Here is a 16,491-nt window from a genome sequence, read left to right as displayed (position 1 = left end):
GGTCGACGCTCACGACCGGCCCCGCGGCGGCGCCGCCGGTAGCGTGCGGCTCATGCGCCTGCCCTCCCCCGCCACCGTGCTCACCGTGCCCGTCGCCTTCGCCGCAGTCGCTGACACCGCGTGCATCCTCGCCTTCGCGGCCGTCGGCCGCGCGTCCCATGCCGAGGACGGCGGCGTGGTCGGCGTGGTCACCGTCGCCTGGCCGTTCCTCGCCGGGGCCGCGCTCGGCTGGGCCATGGGGCGCGCCTGGCGGGCCCCGCACCGGCTCTGGCCGCAGGGCGTGACCGTGTGGGCGGTGACTTGGGCGGGCGGGATGACGTTGCGCGGCCTGACCGGGGGCGGGCTCGCGCCGTCGTTCCTGCTCGTCGCGGCCGCCTCGCTCGGCGTGCTGCTGCTCGGCTGGCGGGCCATCGCGGTGCTGGTCAGCGCGGGCCGGGCGCGGGCGACGCAGGCGCCGTCCCGGGCGTAGGGCGCCGGCCGGCCAGCACGCCCGCGATGACGGGCGCGAGCGCACGGAACGCCTCGCCGCGGTGCGAGATCGCGTTCTTCTCGGCCGGGGTCAGCTCCGCGCTGGTGCGGGTGCCGCCCGCGACGACGAGGATCGGGTCGTACCCGAACCCGTGCTCGCCGCGCGGCACGGTCGCGAGGGTCCCACGCAGGTAGCCGTGCTCGACCCGCTCGTACCCCTCCGGCGTCACGAGCGCCGCCGCGCAGACGAACTGCGCGCCGCGGTGTTCGGGCCCGACGTCGGCGAGCTGTGCGAGCAGCAGCTCGAGGTTCGCGACGTCGTCGCCGTGGCGCCCGGACCAGCGCGCCGAGAAGATCCCGGGCGCACCGCCAAGCACGTCGACGGCGAGGCCCGAGTCGTCCGCGACGGCCGTCAGGCCCGTGAACGCCGCGAGGGCGCGCGCCTTGATCAGGGCGTTCGCCGCGAACGTCACCCCGTCCTCGACCGGCTCGGGGGCGCCGAGCTCGGCCGCGCCGACGACGTCGCCGGCCCCGAGCCCCGGCACGACGCCGGCGAGGATCGCGCGGAGCTCGCCGACCTTGTGCGCGTTGTGCGTCGCGAGCACGACGCGCCCGCGCGTCGCGCCGCCTGAGGTGAGCGTCATCCGCGCGGGACGGGGTCCGTCGCGAGCGCGAGCTCCTGCGTGCGGGTGAGCTCGGCCGTGCCGCCCAGCGCGAGGTCGAGCAGCGTGTTCAGCTCGTCGCGGTCGAACGGCGCGTGCTCGGCGGTGCCCTGCACCTCGACGAACTGCCCCCGGCCGGTGACGACGACGTTCATGTCGGTGTCGGCGCGCACGTCCTCGACGTAGGGCAGGTCGAGCATCGGGACGCCGTCCACGATGCCGACGCTGATCGCCGCGACGGAGTCGAGCAGGACGGGCTTGGAGCCCTTGATCGCGCCCTGGCGCTGGCCCCAGGCGATCGCGTCGGCGAGCGCCACCCACGCCCCGGTGATCGCGGCCGTGCGCGTGCCCCCGTCGGCCTGGAGCACGTCGCAGTCGAGCACGATCGTGTTCTCGCCGAGCGCCTTGACGTCGACGACGGCGCGCAGCGAGCGCCCGACGAGCCGGGAGATCTCGTGCGTGCGCCCGCCGACGCGGCCCTTGACCGACTCGCGATCCGAGCGGGTCGAGGTCGCGCGCGGCAGCATCGCGTACTCGGCCGTCACCCAGCCCTCGCCCGAACCCTTGCGCCAGCGCGGCACGCCGGCCGTGAACGACGCGACGCACAGGACCTTGGTGTTGCCGAACTCGACCAGGACGTTGCCCTCGCCCGCGTCGAGCCAGCGGCGGGTGATCGTCACCGGGCGCAGCTCGTCGGGACGGCGGCCGTCGGAGCGCAGCGAGGCGCCGGAAAGTGTTGAGGTCATGGCCCCAGGGTACGGCGCGTCACCCGCGCGCCGGGCCCGTCAGATCGGGTACACGGCCCCCGGGCGGGCGAGCTCGGTCGGGCCCGCGTAGGCGGCGCGCGCCTGCGCGAGCGTTACGTTCGAGTCGTTCCAGGCGGGCAGGTGGGTCAGGACGAGCCGCGCCGAGCCGCCGCCGGCCGCCGCCTCGCCCGCACGCCGGCCCGTCAGGTGCACCCCGCGGACGGCGTCGTCGCGGCCGTCCAGGAAGCCGGCCTCGCACAGCAGCAGGTCGGCCCCGGCCGCGAGCGCGTCGAGGCCCGGGCAGGAGTCGGTGTCGCCGCTGTAGGCGAGGACCACGCGGCGCGCCGGGTCGCCCTCGGCGGGCCCGATGACGCGGATCCCGAACGCGGGCACGGGGTGCCGCACCGCGACCGGCTCGAGCCGCAGCGGGCCGACGTCCACGCCGGCGCCCTCGACCCACTCGCGCACGTCGAGGTGGCCGCTCACGTCGGTGGCCGGGTCGGTCCCGGCCAGCTGCGCGAGCCGGCCCCGGGTGCCGACCGGGCCGAAGACCGGCACGGACGTGCCCGCGCCGGTGCCCGCCGGGTGGTAGCGGCGGTAGACGCCGAGGACGACGAGGTCGGCGGAGTGGTCCGCGTGCAGGTGCGAGATCGCGAACGCGTCGACCGTCGCGGGGTCGCAGTACCGCTGCAGCGGCCCGAGCGCGCCGTTGCCCAGGTCGAGCACGACGCGCCAGGTGCGACCTTCGGCGTCGTCGGCCTCCACGAGGTAGCTCGACGCGGCCGACTCGGCGCTGGGGAACGAGCCCGCGCAGCCGACGACCGTGAGCCTCACCGCAGCGCCCCGGCCGGCTCGACGGCGAGGACCTCGGGCCCGAGGAACCGGCGCGCGAGCTTGAGGAACGTCGCGGTGTCGCCGGTGGCGAGGAAGCGGTGCTCGGGGGGCTCGGCCGACGGCGAGCGCTCGAGCTCATGCGCGACGAGCGTCCGGTAGACGTCCTTGGCGGTCTCCTCCGCGCTGGACACGAGCGTGACCTCGTCCCCCATGACGTACGAGATGACGCCCGTCAGCAGCGGGTAGTGGGTGCACCCGAGCACCAGCGTGTCGACGCCGGCCGCCCGGACCGGGTCCAGGTACTCGTGGGCGATCGCGAGCGCCGTCGGGCCCGAGGTGATGCCGGCCTCGACGAGCTCGACGAACCGGGGGCAGGCCTGCGCGGTCAGGCGCAGGTTGGGGGCGACGGCGAAGGCGTCGTCGTAGGCGCGGGACTCGATCGTCGCGCGGGTGCCGATGACCCCGATGCGGCCGGACTTCGTCGCGGCGGCCGCGCGCCGCGCGGCGGGCAGGATGACCTCGACCACGGGCAGCCCGCGGCGCTTGGTGTACCGCTCGCGCGCGTCGCGCAGGACGGCCGCGGACGCGCTGTTGCACGCGATGACGAGCATCTTCACGCCCTGGTCGACGAGGTCGTCCATGACCTCGAGCGCGTGCGCGCGCACGGCCGCGAGCGGCTTCGGGCCGTACGGCGAGTTGAGCGTGTCACCGATGTAGAGGGTCGCCTCCTGCGGGAGCTGGTCGAGGATGGCGCGCGCGACCGTGAGCCCGCCGACCCCGGAGTCGAAGATCCCGATCGGCGCGTCCGTGACCGCCTCGAACGTCGTGGGGCGGAACTGTTCGGGTCGGCTCACGGCAGGTCCTCGATCATCACGGCGAGCAGGGACTCCTGCAGCCAGCTCAGGGCGGCGTACACCGAGCCCAGGTACTCGCGGATCTCGTCCGCGAGGACGTCCCGGCCGGGTCGGTCGGGGTCGTCCGCGACGCCGTCGGCGGCCTCGGTGCGCTCGAGCGCGGCGTAGAGCGCGTCCGAGTCCTCCTCGGTCTCGATCCCGAGGCGGTCCGCGAGCACGAGGCGCAGGTCCGTGATCGTCGCGGCGACCTCGGCCGCCTCGGCGGGGTCGACGACGAGGTCCGACGTGCCGCGCCGGCTCGGACCTCCGGGTGGCGCCGCGGTCAGGGCGAGCCAGAACGCCCGCAGCCGCTCGATCTTGACCCCGCGCAGGTCACCCTCGGTGAGGCGGCGGAACTCGGCCGCGAGCGCGGGATCGTCGTCGGACGCGTCGGGCAGCAGGCGGTGCACCGCCGGGTCGACCGGGGCGGGCACGGCCACCGAACTCATCCGCAGCCCGAGCAGCGGCTGCGACGCCGCCGCTGCCTCGCTGGCGCCCGCCGCGCGGGCGGCGTCCGGGTCCTGGCCGAACCGCTCAGCGCCGAGCAGCTCCGCGACGTCGGCGACGACGGTCGCGAGCACCTCGCGCTCCGACCCGTCGAGGCCGGCGACGTAACGCCCGGCCGTGCGGTGAAAGCCGCGCATCAGGCGCCGCCCTGACTCAGCGTGGCCCAGAGGCCGAAGGAGTGCATCGCCTGCACGTCGACCTCCATCTGCTCGCGGTTGCCGGTCGAGACGACCGCCCGGCCCTCCTCGTGCACCTGCCGCATGAGCGTGTCCGCCTGCGCGGCGGGGTAGCCGAAGTACGAGCGGAAGACGTAACTCACGTAGCTCATGAGGTTCACAGGGTCGTTCCACACGAGCGTGATCCACGCATCGGCGAGCCGCGTGTCCTCTCCGGGCAAGACGTCCTGGGCGGGTGAGGTCTGGACGGGCACCACCCCACTGTAGGTGGACCGCGCCGCCCCCGGTGGCGGCTTCCACACCGATCGGGACGAAGCACGCCCCGGCACGGCCTACGGTGAACCCCATGAGAGCACCGGAGCCCTCGGCTCTGCCGGACGACGTCGCCCGCGCCCTGCCCACCCTCCTCTCCCCGCGCCCGAGCACCGCTCTGCTCACCGACCGATACGAGCTCACGATGCTGCAGGCCGCGCTCGCGAGCGGGGTCGCGCACCGGCACTGCGTGTTCGAGGTCTTCACGCGCCGGCTCCCGCCCGGGCGCCGCTACGGCGTGCTCGCGGGCACCGGCCGCATGCTCGAGTCGCTCGCCGACTTCCGGTTCGGCGCGGCCGAGCTGGACTGGCTCGCCGCGCAGGAGGTCGTGGACGACCGCACGCTCGGCTACCTCGCGGACTACCGGTTCACCGGCGACATCTGGGGCTACGCCGAGGGCGAGACGTTCTTCCCCGGCTCGCCCGTGCTCGTCGTGGAGGGCACGTTCGCCGAGTCGGTCGTGCTCGAGACGCTCGTGCTGTCGATCCTCAACTACGACAGCGCCGTGGCGTCGGCCGCCTCCCGGATGACGAGCGCCGCCGTCGACCGGCCCGTGATGGAGATGGGCTCGCGACGCGCGCACGAGCACGCGGCGGTCGCGGCCGCGCGCGCCGCCGTCATCGCCGGATTCGTCGGGACCTCGAACCTCGAGGCCGGCCGGCGCTGGGGGCTGCCGACGATCGGCACCGCCGCGCACGCGTTCACGCTGCTGCACGACGACGAGCACGCCGCGTTCGTCGCGCAGATCGCCGCGCAGGGCATCGGCACGACGCTGCTGATCGACACGTTCGACGTGCGCCGCGGGGTCGAGGCGGCGATCGCGGTCGCGGGCCCGACGCTCGGCGCGGTCCGGCTCGACTCGGGCGACCTGCTCTCGCTGGCGCAGGACGTGCGGCGCCACCTCGACGAGCTCGGGGCCACCGACACGCAGATCGTGGTCACGTCCGACCTCGACGAGTTCGCGATCGCGGCCCTGGCCGCCGCGCCGGTCGACAGTTACGGCGTCGGGACCGCGCTGGTCACCGGCTCCGGGGCGCCGACCTGCGGCATGGTCTACAAGCTCGTCTCGCGCGAGGGCGCCGACGGCACGATGCAGCCGGTCGCCAAGGCGTCGGTCGCGAAGGTGGGCGTCGGCGGCCGCAAGAGCGCGGCCCGCCGGCTCGACCCGACCGGGCGCGCGGTCGAGGAGGTCCTGGTCGTCGGGCCGGACGCGGCCGTCGTCGAGTGGGCCGAGGACGTCGACTCGCTGCGCCCGCTGCACGTGCCGCTCGTCGTCGGCGGCGCCGTGGACACGCGGTGGACCGGCGCGGCCGGGGTGCACCTCGCGGTCGAGCGGCACGCGGCCTCGCGCGCGGAGCTGCCGCGCGGCGCCCGCCGGCTCTCCGCCGACGACGCCGCGATCCCTACCGTCACGCTCCGCCTCGACACCTGACGGGCTCGCCTCCGCCTCCGGCGAGCGCGGGTCAGCGCTTGCCGACGAACCAGTCCCGCACGATCGCGACCCGCTGCTCGAGCTGCGCGACCGTCGCGAGCGGGACCTCCGGGCCGCCGCCGCGCCGGCGGAGCTCGGTGTGCACCGAGCCGTGCGGCTGCCCGCTGCGCCGCGCCCACGCGGACACGAGCGCGGACAGCTCCTTGCGCAGCTCGGCGAGCTTGCGGTGGTCCGCCTCGGAGCGCACCTGCTCGACCGGGGTCCGGCCGCGCTTGGCCGTGAGCTGCGCGGCCTGGCGCTGCTTGAGCAGCGTGGTGACCTGATCGGCGTCGAGCAGGCCGGGCAGGCCGAGGAAGTCGAGCTCCTCCGCCGAGCCGACGTCGGCGCCCGTGCCGAACTCGCCGCCGTCGAACAGCACGCGGTCGAAGGACGCCTGCGCCTCCAGCGGCTGGAACGCGCCCTGCAGCCCGTCGGAGCCGACGGCGTCGGAGCCGGCGTCGGCCCGGTTCGCGGCCGCCAGCAGCGCGTCCTCCGGGTTGTACAGGTCCCCCTGCTCCTCGACCGTGAGCGGGCGGTCGAGCGCGTGGTCGCGCTCGAGCTCGATCGTGCTGGCGAGCTCGAGCAGCTGCGGCACGCTCGGCAGGAACAGCGAGGCCGTCTCGCCGCGCCGGCGGGCCCGGACGAACCGGCCGATGGCCTGGGCGAAGAACAGCGGCGTCGAGGTCGAGGTCGCGTACACCCCGACCGCCAGCCGCGGCAGGTCGACGCCCTCGGTCACCATGCGCACCGCGACCAGCCAACGCGAGGTGCCGGCCGAGAACGCGTCGATCGCGGCCGAGGCGTCGTTGTCGGCCGAGTTGTCCGACAGCACGACGGTCGGCGACTCGCCCGTCAGCCTGGCCAGGTGGCCCGCGTAGGCGCGCGCGTCGGTCTGGTCCGTCGCGATGATCATGGCGCCGGCGTCGGGCATGCTGCGGCGCACCTCCGTCAGGCGCCGGTCGGCCGCCGCCAGCACGGACGGGATCCATTCGCCGTTCGGGTCGAGCGCCGTCCGCCACGCCTGCGCGGTCATGTCCTTGGTCAGCGGCCCGCCCAGGCGCGCGCTGACCTCGTCGCCGGCCTTGGTGCGCCAGCGCATCTGGCCGGAGTACGTCAGGAAGATCACCGGGCGCACCACGTGGTCGCGCAGCGCGTCGCCGTACTTGTAGCTGTAGTCGGCCGCGCTGCGGCGGATCCCGTGCTCGTCCCGCGCGTAGGTGACGAACGGGATCGCGGCGGTGTCCGACCGGAACGGCGTGCCCGTCAGGGACAGCCGCCGGGTCGCGCCCTCGAACGCCTCCCGGATGCCGTCGCCCCAGGACAGCGCGTCGCCGCCGTGGTGCACCTCGTCGAGGATCACCAGGGTCGGCGCCGCCGAGGTCCGCGCGGCGTGCAGCGCGGGCTTCATCGCGACCTGGGCGTACGTCACGGCCACGCCGTCGAAGTGCGCGCCGTGCCGGCCCTGGGCGTTGCGGAAGTTCGGGTCGAGCCGGACGCCGACCCGTGCCGCGGCGTCGGCCCATTGCTTCTTCAGGTGCTCGGTCGGGGCCACGACGGTCACCCGGCGGACGATCCCCGCCTCGAGCAGCTCGGTCGCGATCCGCAGCGCGAACGTCGTCTTGCCCGCGCCCGGCGTCGCGACGGCCAGGAAGTCCCGCGGCGCGCGCGCGCGGTACGCCTCGATCGCCTCGGCCTGCCAGGCGCGCAGCTTCTCGGCGGTCCCCCACGGCGCGCGACCAGGAAAGGCCGGTGACAGGTGAGACGCCGCTGCCGACGAGGCAGCCGTTGCGGGGCGAGCGGGGGGACGGGTCCCGGGGCTCACTTTCCGCCGGAGGAGTCGGAGCCGGCGGGACCGCCGGAACTGCCGGGGCCGCCGTCCTTGGGGCTGCGCAGCCCGTCGTAGATCTCCTTGCAGACGGGGCAGACCGGGAACTTCTTCGGGTCCCGGCCCGGGACCCAGACCTTCCCGCACAGCGCGATCACGGGCTTTCCGGACAGCGCGGAGTCCATGATCTTGTTCTTGCGCACGTAGTGCGCGAAGCGCTCGTGGTCGCCGGGCTCGACCTCCTGCGCCGTCTCCTCACGCTCGAGCACGCTCGTCGACGTGCCCGTGCCACCCCCCGGCTGCTCACCGAAAGGATCGTCGGGACCAGGCACGGGGGGAAGCGGCTCACTCATGGCGACGAGTCTACGACGCCCCTGTGACGGCCCGCCAAGCGCGACCGACCGCGCCCGCCACGGGCGATCGACCGCGCCCGCCGCGGGCCACGGGCTACAGGCCCTGCCAGGCAGGCTTGGCGGCGTAGGTGCTGCGGAAGTAGTCCGCGAGCTGCAACCGGCTCGCGGCCGCGGTATCGACCAGCACGCTCACGTGCGGGTGGTGCTGCAGGATCGTGCCCGGCCACATCGCGCTCACGGGCCCCTCGACGAGCTGGTGGATCGCGTCGGCCTTGGACCGGCCGGTCGCGACGAGCACGATGTGCCGGGCCCGCATGACGGTCGCGAGCCCCTGGGTGAGGCAGTGCTGCGGCACCTTGTCGACGTCCCCGCCGAAGAACCGGGCGTTGTCGGCGCGCGTCTGCTCCGTCAGGGTCTTGATGCGCGTGCTGGAGGCCAGCGACGAGCCGGGCTCGTTGAACGCGATGTGCCCGTCGGTGCCGATCCCCATGATCTGCAGGTCGACACCGCCGGCCGCGGCGATGGCGTCCTCGTAGGAGGTGCACGCCGCGGCGAGGTCGTCGGCGAGGCCATCCGGGCCCTGCACCGCGCCGGGCGCGAAGTCCACCCGGTCGGTGAAGTCGTGGCGGATGACGTTGAGGTACCGCTGGGGATGCTCGGCCGGCAGGCCGACGTACTCGTCGAGGTTGAACGCGCGGGCCTGCGCGAAGGACAGCCCCTCGTCCGTGTGCCGCCGCACCAGCTCGTCGTACACCGCGAGCGGGCTCGATCCGGTTGCGAGTCCCAGGACGGCGTCGGGACGACGTCGCAGGAGCTGCTCGTAGGCGCAGGCAGCGAGGCGTGCGAGCTCGTCGGGCTTGGCGATGATTACTTCCATGGGGCCACGGTCCCACGCGCCACGAGCGCGGCGCCAATCGCTGCGACCGGGCTGCCCGCCGGGGGAAGCCGGACCCGCGCCGCGATGTTCAGCGAGCCGAGGAAGGCGGACTCGCCGGCCTGCACGGTGAGCGCGTGGACCACGGCCGCGAGCAGCGGCTCGCCCACCTCGCTCACCCCGCCCCCCAGCACCACGTGCTCGACGTCGGTCGTCAGCACCAGGATCCGCACCGCGGCCGCGACGGCGCGGGCGAACTCGTCGCGCAGCACCGTCGCCGCCGGGTCGCCCGCGGCGGCCGCGGCGAACAGCGCCGCGGGCGGCGGCGTGCCGACGGCGGCGGGCCAGCGGGCGTCGAGGGAGGCGCCGGAGGCGTACAGCTCGAGGCAGCCGTGCTGCCCGCACGGGCACACGAGGCCGTCCAGGCGGTACGGCAGGTGCCCGATCTCCCCCGCCGCGCCGAACGCGCCGCGGCGGAGCCGGCCGTCCAGCAGCAGCCCCGCGGCGATGCCGGTGCCGAGCGCGAGGAACGCGAGGTCGGTCGCCGCCAGCGCGCGCGCGACGCCGAGCACCGCGGCGTTCAGGTCGTTCTCGACCCGGACGGGCGCGCCCCCGAGCGACCCGCTCAGCAGCCGGGCGAGCGGCGTGGCCTCGCCCGGGAGGCCGAGGTTGACGGCGTGCGCGACGGTTCCCGCGGCGGGGTCGACGACGCCCGGCACGCCGACGCCGACGGCGACCGCCTCGCCCGCGGCGCCGGGCGCGATGCCGGCGCCCGCGAGCAGCGCGCGGACCGCAGCCGAGGCGGTCGCGACCACGCCGTCGACCCCGCGCACGGTCGGCAGCCGGACCGAGCCGACGACGACGTCGTCGGCGCCGAGCAGGACGCCGAGCACCTTGGTGCCCCCGATGTCGAGGCCGATGACCGGCGGGCCGGGGCGCGCGGAGCCGGCCACGTCAGCCCTTCACCGCGCCCGCGACCAGGCCGGAGGTCATCCGGGACTGCACCAGCAGGAAGAAGACGATCACGGGGACGGCGATGAGGGTCGAGGCCGCCATCACCTGCCCCCAGTCGGTCTCCCGGGCCGCGCTGGACTGCAGGAAGGTGCGCAGCCAGATGGGCAGCGTCTGCATGTCGGCCGTCTGCATGAGCACGAGCGCGACCGTGAACTCGTTCCAGGCCTGCAGGAACGCGTACACGCCCGACGCGACGAGGCCGGGGGCGAGCAGCGGCAGCGTGATCCGCAGGAACGCCTGCGTCCGGCCGAGCCCGTCGACCATCGCGGCCTCCTCGAGCTCGATCGGGACGCCGGCGACGAAGCCGCGCAGCATCCAGATGGTGAAGGGCACGACGGCGGCGATGTAGATGATCGAGACGCCGAGCACCGTGTTCAGGAGGTTCAGGCTGCCCACGAGCTTGTACTGCGCGATGAACAGCCCCTCGGCGGGCAGCATCTGCACCACGAGGACCGCCACGATGAACGACTTCCGGCCGCGGAACCGGAACCGGCTGATGGCCAGGGCCGACAAGAACGCGAGGACGAGCGCCGCCGCGACGGTGACCAGGCTCACCAACAGGCTGACGCGCAGCGCCGTGAGGAAGCTCGAGCCGCTGATCACGGCCGTGAAATTGTCGAGCGAGCCGCCGAACGGCGTGAAGGTCGGGGTGAGCGACTGGAGCTGGACGTTCGACAGCAGCGCGGAGTTGACCATCCAGTAGACCGGGAACGCCCACACGAGCGCCACGGCGACGGCGACGGCGCCCAGCAGCGTCCGGGTGCCGTGCCCACGGGGTCGGTTGCCGCGGCTGCCGCGGCGGCGGCCGCGCGCGGGACTCGCGCCGCGCGCGCCGACCGCGGGGCCTGCGGCGCGCGCCACCGGGGCGGCGGTCGTGCTCATGTCTCCTCCTCGCGCAGCAGGGCGGCGATGTAGAACGAGCTCAGCGCCACCGTGAGGACGAGCACGAAGATCGACACCGCCGAGGACATGCCGAAGTCCGAGCTGCCGGTCCCGAGCTGGTAGATGTAGGTGCCGAGCAGGTTCGTCTCGCTCGGTGTCGAGCCCGCGTCCTGGAGCATTTTGATCTGCGCGAACACCCGCAGGTCCCAGATCAGCTGCAGCAGCAGCACGATCGACAGCACCGGGCGGATCATCGGCAGGATGATGCCGGTGAGCTGCTGGCGCGCGCTGGCGCCGTCGAGCTGCGCGGCCTCGAGCACCTCCTCCGAGACCTGGGTGAGGCCGGCGTAGACCGAGAACGCGACGAACGGCACCGACATCCACACGACGATGATCGTCGCGACCAGGAAGAACGACGCCGGCCGCTCGAGCCAGTTGTGCCCGCTGAAGCCGTGCAGGCCGGCCGCGTCGAGCAGCCAGTTCACGACGCCGCGGCGCCAGTCGAACAGCCACCGCCAGACCGTCATGGCCGCGACGACGGGCATCGCCCACGCGAGCAGCATCGAGATCTGCAGCACGAGTCGCGGGAACCGGCCCACGGCGTTCATGAGCAGCGCGATCCCGATCCCGACCGCGAGCGTGAGCCCCGCATTGACGAGGCAGAACGCGACGGACCGCGCGACGACGGTCCACAGGTACCCGTCCGTCGCGAGCGCGGCGTAGTTGCGCAGCCCGACGAACTCGGCCGGCTGGCCGAACTGCTGCTCGAGCCCGAACTCCTTGAGCGACGTGACCACCTGCCACCCGAGCGGGTAGCCCATGGCGAGCACCAGGATCGCGACGGCGCCCGCGACGAGCGCGTAGGGAACGACGGTCCGCCGCCGCCGCCGCCGCGTCTGCGGCGGCGGCGGCGGGGCCGCGCGGGTGAGCGCAGGCACGACGGCTATCCGGCGTTGCCGTTGAGCATCGGCGTGATCTTCTCGTCGTACTCCTGCGCGAGCGCGGTCACGTCCCCGCCCGTGGAGATCTTGCTGAAGAACTCCTCGAGCACCTTCGAGCTCTCGACCGATGCCCACCCGGGCGCCGCGGGGGTGAGCTTCGAGTTGGACGCCGACGCGATGAGCGCCTGCGCGAACTGGTCGTCGCCGAGCGACGACACCATGGTCTGGTTGGCCGGGCCGAGGCCCGCGCCGCCAAGCAGCTGCTGGTACTCGTCCGAGAAGATGATCCGCAGCAGCGCCTTGGCCAGCTCGGGGTGCTCGCTCTTCGCCGAGATCCCGATGTTGGAGCCGCCCGCGAAGACCGGGGCCGGCTCGCCGTCGACGCCCGGGAGCACCAGGACGCCGAACGTCGCGTCGTTCCACTCGCGTGCGGGCTTGCCGTCCTCGCCGGTCACGAGGTCGCCGATGGACCAGTGCGCCCAGCCCGGCGCCATGATCGTCGCCGCCGCGAGCGACGTGCTCGCCGTCACCGCGCCGTCGGCGTCCATCGCCTCGTCCGTGTCGTTGAGGTAGAGCCAGGGGCTCGCGTCCTTGGCGTCGGCCGGCGCGTTCGAGGCGCTCTCGTAGATCTCCTGGAGCTGCGTGAGGCCCGTGATCGAGTTCGGGTCGGACAGCGTCGAGACCCACTCGTCGCCGTCCTTCGTCGCGAGGTCGCCGCCGTTGGCGAAGATCCACGAGATCCCGTTGCGCCAGTCCTGGCCGCCGAGGAAGAACCCGGAGAAGTTGTCGATGCCGCGCGGGTTGGCGGCGGCGATGGCCTTGACGGACGAGTTGAACTCGTCGAGCGTCGTCGGCATCTCGAGGCCCGCCTCGGCCCAGACGTCCTTGCGCACGAACATGTACCGCGAGCCGAAGTAGTACGGCAACGTGTAGTTCAGGCCGTCGACCTCGCCCGCCGCGACGAAGGACTGCAGCAGGTCGTCGCCGCCGAGCTCGTCGTACATGTCGCTGATGTCGAGGAACGCGCCCACGTTGGTGTACGTGGGCGACTGCGTGTTGCCGACCTCGACGACGTCCGGGGTGTTGTTGGCGTCCGGCAGGGCGGTCGTCAGCTTCGCGTCGAGGTCGCCCCAGGGCTGCTCCTCGATCGTGAGCGTCGAGCCGGGGTTCTCGGCGGCGAAGGTGTCGACCAGGTAAGCCCGGAGATCGTCGTTGGTGTCACCGCCCGCGAGCCAGAGGGTGATGTCCGCCGCCTCGACGGCGCCGGCCGAGGTGCCGTCGCCCTCCGGCGTGTCGGTCGATGAGCTGCAGGCGGTGAGCGCGAGCGTCGCCGCTGCTCCGACGGCCACGAAACGTAGAATCTTCACGTTGGGGTCCCTCCCAGGTTCAGGTGACGCCGGCCGGCGTCGCCGCGGTGCTGGTACTCCGACTTGCAGGCGGTCGGCTCGGGGTCGTCACGTGACCCCGAGCTGACCGGACAGCACGAGGACCGCGGCCCCGAACAGGGCCACGTCCTCGCCGAGCGAGGCCATCCGCATCTGCAGCTCCGCGCCGATGACCGCCATGGTGCGCTGCTGGATGGTGTGCAGCGCCGCCGCACGCAGCGGGCCGTCGAGCAGCTCCGGCGGGCCGCTGAACAGCACCTCGGAGAGGTTCAGCGCACCCACGACGGGAGCCAGGGCGATGCCCAGCACCCGCCCGACCGCCGCGAGCTCCGCGTCGGCTGCGTCCCGGTCGAGGCCCGCGATCCGGCGGCGCAGCGCCGGGACGGACAGCAGCGTCTCGAGGCAGCCCCGCCGCCCGCAGGCGCACGTCGGCGCCGGGCCGCCCGCGCCGTCGTCGTCGACGACGGTGACGTGGCCAATCTCGCCGGCCGCGTGCCGGTGGCCGTGCACGAGCGCGCCGTCGACGACGATGCCCGCGCCCACGCCCTGCCCGACGGTGAGGACCAAAAGGCCGGATCCGCCCGCGCCGCCGAAGGTGAACTCGCCCAGCGCCGCGGTGTTCGCGTCGTTGGCCACGTGCGTGGCGACGCCGAGCCGCTCGGTCAGGTCCATCGCGAGCGGGACGTCGTACCAGCCCCGGTTCGGCGCCTCGACGACGGTCCCGAGCGAGTCGATCACCCCGGGCGAGCCGATGCCGACGCCGATCACCGGGCGGTCGGCCGCAGCGAGCAGGAGTCGGCACAGGTCCTCGAGCGCCTCGAGCGCCTCGGCGCCGGTGCGCCCCTCGAGCGCGACCGAGCGGCGGGTCACCACGGCCCCCGTCAGGCTGAGCACCGCGCCGCGCATCCACGCGTCGTCGGCGAGGTCGACCGCGACGATCCGGAAGTCGCCCGTGCGCATCCCGACGAGCGTCGCGGGCTTGCCGACCCGGCCCGCGGGCCGGGTGCCCAGCTCCTCGACGATCCCCTCTTCCAGCAGCGACGAGACGAGGTCCGAGACCGTCACCCGCGTCAGCGAGGTGCTGCGGGCCAGGTCCGCGCGGGAGGTCGGGCCGGAGTGGAACAGGTGCTGCAGCACCATCGAGCGGTTGTGCGCGCGGGCGTGCCCGGGCAGGACCTTCGAGGTCGGCCGCAGCTCGCGACCGAGCCCTCGGCCGGTGCTGCTGCTCGGGAAGGCGACGGTGGTCACATTTGTTAGTAGACCTTCCTTACATATACTCGTCAAGGCCTCCGGGTGACCGTGATCACACCGTGACCTGCGGTCTGGCACCCTTGCGACCATGAGGATCACGATCGACCCGCGCTCGCCGGTCGCGCCGTACGACCAGATCCGGACGCAGCTCGCGGACGCGATCCACGCCGGCAGCCTCGCCCCCGGCACCCGGCTCCCGACGGTGCGCGGGCTCGCGGCGGAGCTCGGGCTCGCGCCCAACACGGTCGCTCGCGCGTACCGCGAGCTCGAGCAGGCCGGCGCGGTCCGGACCGGCGGGCGCAACGGGACGATCGTCGAGCAGTCCGGCGAGGCGGCCGACCGCGCGGCGTTCGCGGCGGCGCAGGACTACGTCCGCCGGGCGCGCGAGCTCGGGCTGGATGACGAGGCGAGCCTGCGCTGGGTGCGCACGGCCCTCGCGGCGGGGCCGGGTCCGGCGAGCTAGCGGACGAGTCAGGCCGCGCCGACGTCGAGGCTGAACCAGACGGTCTTGCCGGTCGGGCCGCCGTCGTCGACCCCCCAGGCGCTCGCAAGGGTGTCGATCAGCAGCATGCCCCGGCCGCCGGCGGACGTCGGCGCGGGATCCCGGACCACCGGGCGCGTGCAGCTCTCGTCGCTGACCGCGACGCTCACGACGCGGCCCGACCGCCAGGTCCTGATCCGGATGCCCCCGGCCGCGGGGCCGTGCACCACGGCGTTGGCGAGCAGCTCGCCTGTGAGCAGCTCGATGACGTCCAGCGCCTCGGTCGGCACGCCCTGGGAGCGGACCGCACGCATGACCCAGTGCCGCCCTGCCCGGGCGGCGGAAGGCTTGGCTACGAGCTGCAACTCCACACCTCACCCCATGACTGGGAGCGTCGGCCGACGCGTGCGCGCGGCCGTCCGTCGTGCCCTCCCAGTATCGTCACCCGAACGGAGCAACGCACCTCCCTGGACGCGTCTGGCCCGATCTCGCCGGGTGAAACAGTGGCGGAAACCGGGGGCAAACAGCGCGGACCGGGACGAACGCCCCAGCCGGTCAGCACCTAGTTCTCGTGCCGGGGTCGGAACTGCCCCGCTGCGGGGGCAACTCCCGTGATGCCCTGGACCACGGCCGCCGCCACGACGCGCAGCTTCACGTTGCGATGGCTGGAGGCGCGCCGGAGGATCGCGAAGGCGTCCTCGGCCGAGCACCGGTTCTGCGCCATGATGATGCCGATCGCCTGATCGATCGTCGATCGCGACGCCATCGCCGCCGTCAGGTCGGCGTTGATCACGGTCTGCTCGGCGATCCTGATGCACAGCGCCATCACCTGGGCGATCTGGTCCGCGAACATGGCAGCGCGCACCAGCCGCTCCGGGTCCCAGGGATCCGCCTGCTCCGAGTAGAGGTTGAGCGCGATCTCGGTGCCGCCGCCCGCGCTGGCGGGCACCGCGGCCGCGGAGCGAAAGCCCTCGAGCTCGGCCGCGTCGCGCCAGGCGATCCACCGGTCGTCGCGCCAGATCTCGCGGGTGGTCAGGGTGCGCCGCTCGTCCATCGCCGTCAGGCACGGCCCCGCTCCGGTCGCGACCTCGACGTCGTCGCACCGCGCGGCCCGCTCGTCGCTGCTCGCGGCCCGCCGGTCGCGCCCGAGGTGGCGCAGCGTGATGCCGCACTGGGTGCCGGCACCCAGGTAGCTGGCGGCCCGCGACGTGAAGTCCTCCAGGTAGGCCTCGATGCTGGCCGTCTCCAGCAGGAGCGAGCCCAGCGCGGACGAGCCCGACTCGCCCGCCTCGGGGGCCGGCCCGGGGCTCTCGGGGCGCGGGTGGGGGAACGCAGTCTCGTCGGTCACGGAACGCCCCTTCCCCGGTCGCGGTGCGGATGCCGGCATGTCGCTGACAGGACGCCACGGAGGTGGGC

At 74.2% G+C, this 16,491-nt stretch carries 19 protein-coding genes; 3 read left to right on the top strand and 16 right to left on the bottom strand.

Going from position 1 to position 16,491, the window contains the following annotated elements; all coding sequences use genetic code 11:
* Positions 1–52 precede the first annotated feature (52 nt).
* Positions 53–469, top strand: coding sequence for a DUF3054 domain-containing protein (locus J4E96_RS05340; RefSeq protein WP_227424742.1), 417 nt, complete (start codon positions 53–55; stop codon positions 467–469).
* On the opposite strand, the gene rdgB is transcribed toward J4E96_RS05340, so the two are convergent.
* Genes rdgB through clpS form a run of 6 tightly spaced genes read right to left on the bottom strand, consistent with a single transcriptional unit; the run spans position 423 to position 4,540 of the window.
* Positions 423–1,112 carry an RdgB/HAM1 family non-canonical purine NTP pyrophosphatase gene (rdgB, locus tag J4E96_RS05335; protein WP_227424741.1) on the bottom strand — a complete coding sequence of 230 codons (690 nt, stop codon included), beginning with the start codon at positions 1,110–1,112 and terminating at the stop codon, positions 423–425. The genes J4E96_RS05340 and rdgB overlap by 47 nt on opposite strands.
* Complete coding sequence (gene rph / locus J4E96_RS05330) at positions 1,109–1,876, bottom strand: ribonuclease PH (RefSeq protein WP_227424740.1); 768 nt, start codon at positions 1,874–1,876, stop codon at positions 1,109–1,111. The genes rdgB and rph overlap by 4 nt, the downstream gene beginning before the upstream one ends.
* Before the next feature lie 39 nt (positions 1,877–1,915).
* Complete coding sequence (locus J4E96_RS05325; protein ID WP_227424739.1) at positions 1,916–2,710, bottom strand: MBL fold metallo-hydrolase; 795 nt, start codon at positions 2,708–2,710, stop codon at positions 1,916–1,918.
* Positions 2,707–3,564 carry a glutamate racemase gene (gene murI, locus J4E96_RS05320; RefSeq protein ID WP_227424738.1) on the bottom strand — a complete coding sequence of 286 codons (858 nt, stop codon included), beginning with the start codon at positions 3,562–3,564 and terminating at the stop codon, positions 2,707–2,709. The genes J4E96_RS05325 and murI overlap by 4 nt, the downstream gene beginning before the upstream one ends.
* On the bottom strand, positions 3,561–4,247 hold the full coding sequence (locus J4E96_RS05315; protein WP_227424737.1) for a DUF2017 family protein: 687 nt from the start codon (positions 4,245–4,247) through the stop codon (positions 3,561–3,563). The genes murI and J4E96_RS05315 overlap by 4 nt, the downstream gene beginning before the upstream one ends.
* Complete coding sequence (gene clpS / locus J4E96_RS05310) at positions 4,247–4,540, bottom strand: ATP-dependent Clp protease adapter ClpS (RefSeq protein WP_406620364.1); 294 nt, start codon at positions 4,538–4,540, stop codon at positions 4,247–4,249. The genes J4E96_RS05315 and clpS overlap by 1 nt, the downstream gene beginning before the upstream one ends.
* 92 nt (positions 4,541–4,632) lie before the next feature.
* Here clpS and J4E96_RS05305 point away from each other — a divergent pair, with 92 nt between their 5' ends.
* Positions 4,633–6,030 (top strand): nicotinate phosphoribosyltransferase, encoded by a 1,398-nt coding sequence (locus J4E96_RS05305; RefSeq protein WP_227424736.1) that lies wholly within the window; start codon positions 4,633–4,635, stop codon positions 6,028–6,030.
* Between the two features lie 31 nt (positions 6,031–6,061).
* Here the strand turns inward: J4E96_RS05305 and J4E96_RS05300 are convergent, their stop codons facing one another.
* The 8 genes from J4E96_RS05300 to J4E96_RS05265 form a co-directional block, all read right to left on the bottom strand.
* Entirely contained in the window at positions 6,062–7,891 is a 1,830-nt protein-coding gene (locus J4E96_RS05300; protein ID WP_227424735.1) for a DEAD/DEAH box helicase, read from the bottom strand.
* Positions 7,888–8,247, bottom strand: coding sequence for a DUF3039 domain-containing protein (locus tag J4E96_RS05295; RefSeq protein WP_227424734.1), 360 nt, complete (start codon positions 8,245–8,247; stop codon positions 7,888–7,890). Before J4E96_RS05295 ends, J4E96_RS05300 begins: the two co-directional genes overlap by 4 nt.
* A 94-nt stretch (positions 8,248–8,341) precedes the next feature.
* Complete coding sequence (gene nagB / locus J4E96_RS05290; RefSeq protein WP_227424733.1) at positions 8,342–9,124, bottom strand: glucosamine-6-phosphate deaminase; 783 nt, start codon at positions 9,122–9,124, stop codon at positions 8,342–8,344.
* Entirely contained in the window at positions 9,115–10,074 is a 960-nt protein-coding gene (locus J4E96_RS05285; RefSeq protein ID WP_227424732.1) for an ROK family protein, read from the bottom strand. Before J4E96_RS05285 ends, nagB begins: the two co-directional genes overlap by 10 nt.
* A 1-nt stretch (position 10,075) precedes the next feature.
* Complete coding sequence (locus tag J4E96_RS05280) at positions 10,076–11,017, bottom strand: carbohydrate ABC transporter permease (RefSeq protein WP_227424731.1); 942 nt, start codon at positions 11,015–11,017, stop codon at positions 10,076–10,078.
* Positions 11,014–11,955: a carbohydrate ABC transporter permease gene (locus J4E96_RS05275; protein WP_227424730.1), complete on the bottom strand. Its 942-nt coding sequence runs from the start codon at positions 11,953–11,955 to the stop codon at positions 11,014–11,016. The genes J4E96_RS05280 and J4E96_RS05275 overlap by 4 nt, the downstream gene beginning before the upstream one ends.
* 5 nt (positions 11,956–11,960) lie before the next feature.
* Positions 11,961–13,307 (bottom strand): extracellular solute-binding protein, encoded by a 1,347-nt coding sequence (locus J4E96_RS05270; RefSeq protein ID WP_227424729.1) that lies wholly within the window; start codon positions 13,305–13,307, stop codon positions 11,961–11,963.
* Positions 13,308–13,412: 105 nt separating this feature from the next.
* Positions 13,413–14,591 (bottom strand): ROK family transcriptional regulator, encoded by a 1,179-nt coding sequence (locus J4E96_RS05265; RefSeq protein ID WP_227424728.1) that lies wholly within the window; start codon positions 14,589–14,591, stop codon positions 13,413–13,415.
* A 91-nt stretch (positions 14,592–14,682) separates the two neighbouring features.
* Here J4E96_RS05265 and J4E96_RS05260 point away from each other — a divergent pair, with 91 nt between their 5' ends.
* Positions 14,683–15,057, top strand: coding sequence for a GntR family transcriptional regulator (locus J4E96_RS05260; protein ID WP_227424727.1), 375 nt, complete (start codon positions 14,683–14,685; stop codon positions 15,055–15,057).
* Between the two features lie 8 nt (positions 15,058–15,065).
* Here J4E96_RS05260 and J4E96_RS05255 read toward each other — a convergent pair whose 3' ends face one another.
* Both J4E96_RS05255 and J4E96_RS05250 read right to left on the bottom strand, forming a co-directional pair.
* The gene (locus tag J4E96_RS05255; protein ID WP_227424726.1) at positions 15,066–15,446 is read right to left on the bottom strand and encodes an ATP-binding protein; all 381 of its coding nucleotides are present in this window, start codon (positions 15,444–15,446) and stop codon (positions 15,066–15,068) included.
* A 191-nt stretch (positions 15,447–15,637) separates the two neighbouring features.
* On the bottom strand, positions 15,638–16,423 hold the full coding sequence (locus J4E96_RS05250) for a GAF and ANTAR domain-containing protein (protein WP_227424725.1): 786 nt from the start codon (positions 16,421–16,423) through the stop codon (positions 15,638–15,640).
* Positions 16,424–16,491 lie beyond the last annotated feature (68 nt).

The organism is Pengzhenrongella sicca, assembly GCF_017569225.1.
Taxonomy (GTDB): Bacteria; Actinomycetota; Actinomycetes; order Actinomycetales; family Cellulomonadaceae; genus Pengzhenrongella; species Pengzhenrongella sicca.
This window is presented reverse-complemented; position numbering and strand designations above follow the sequence as displayed.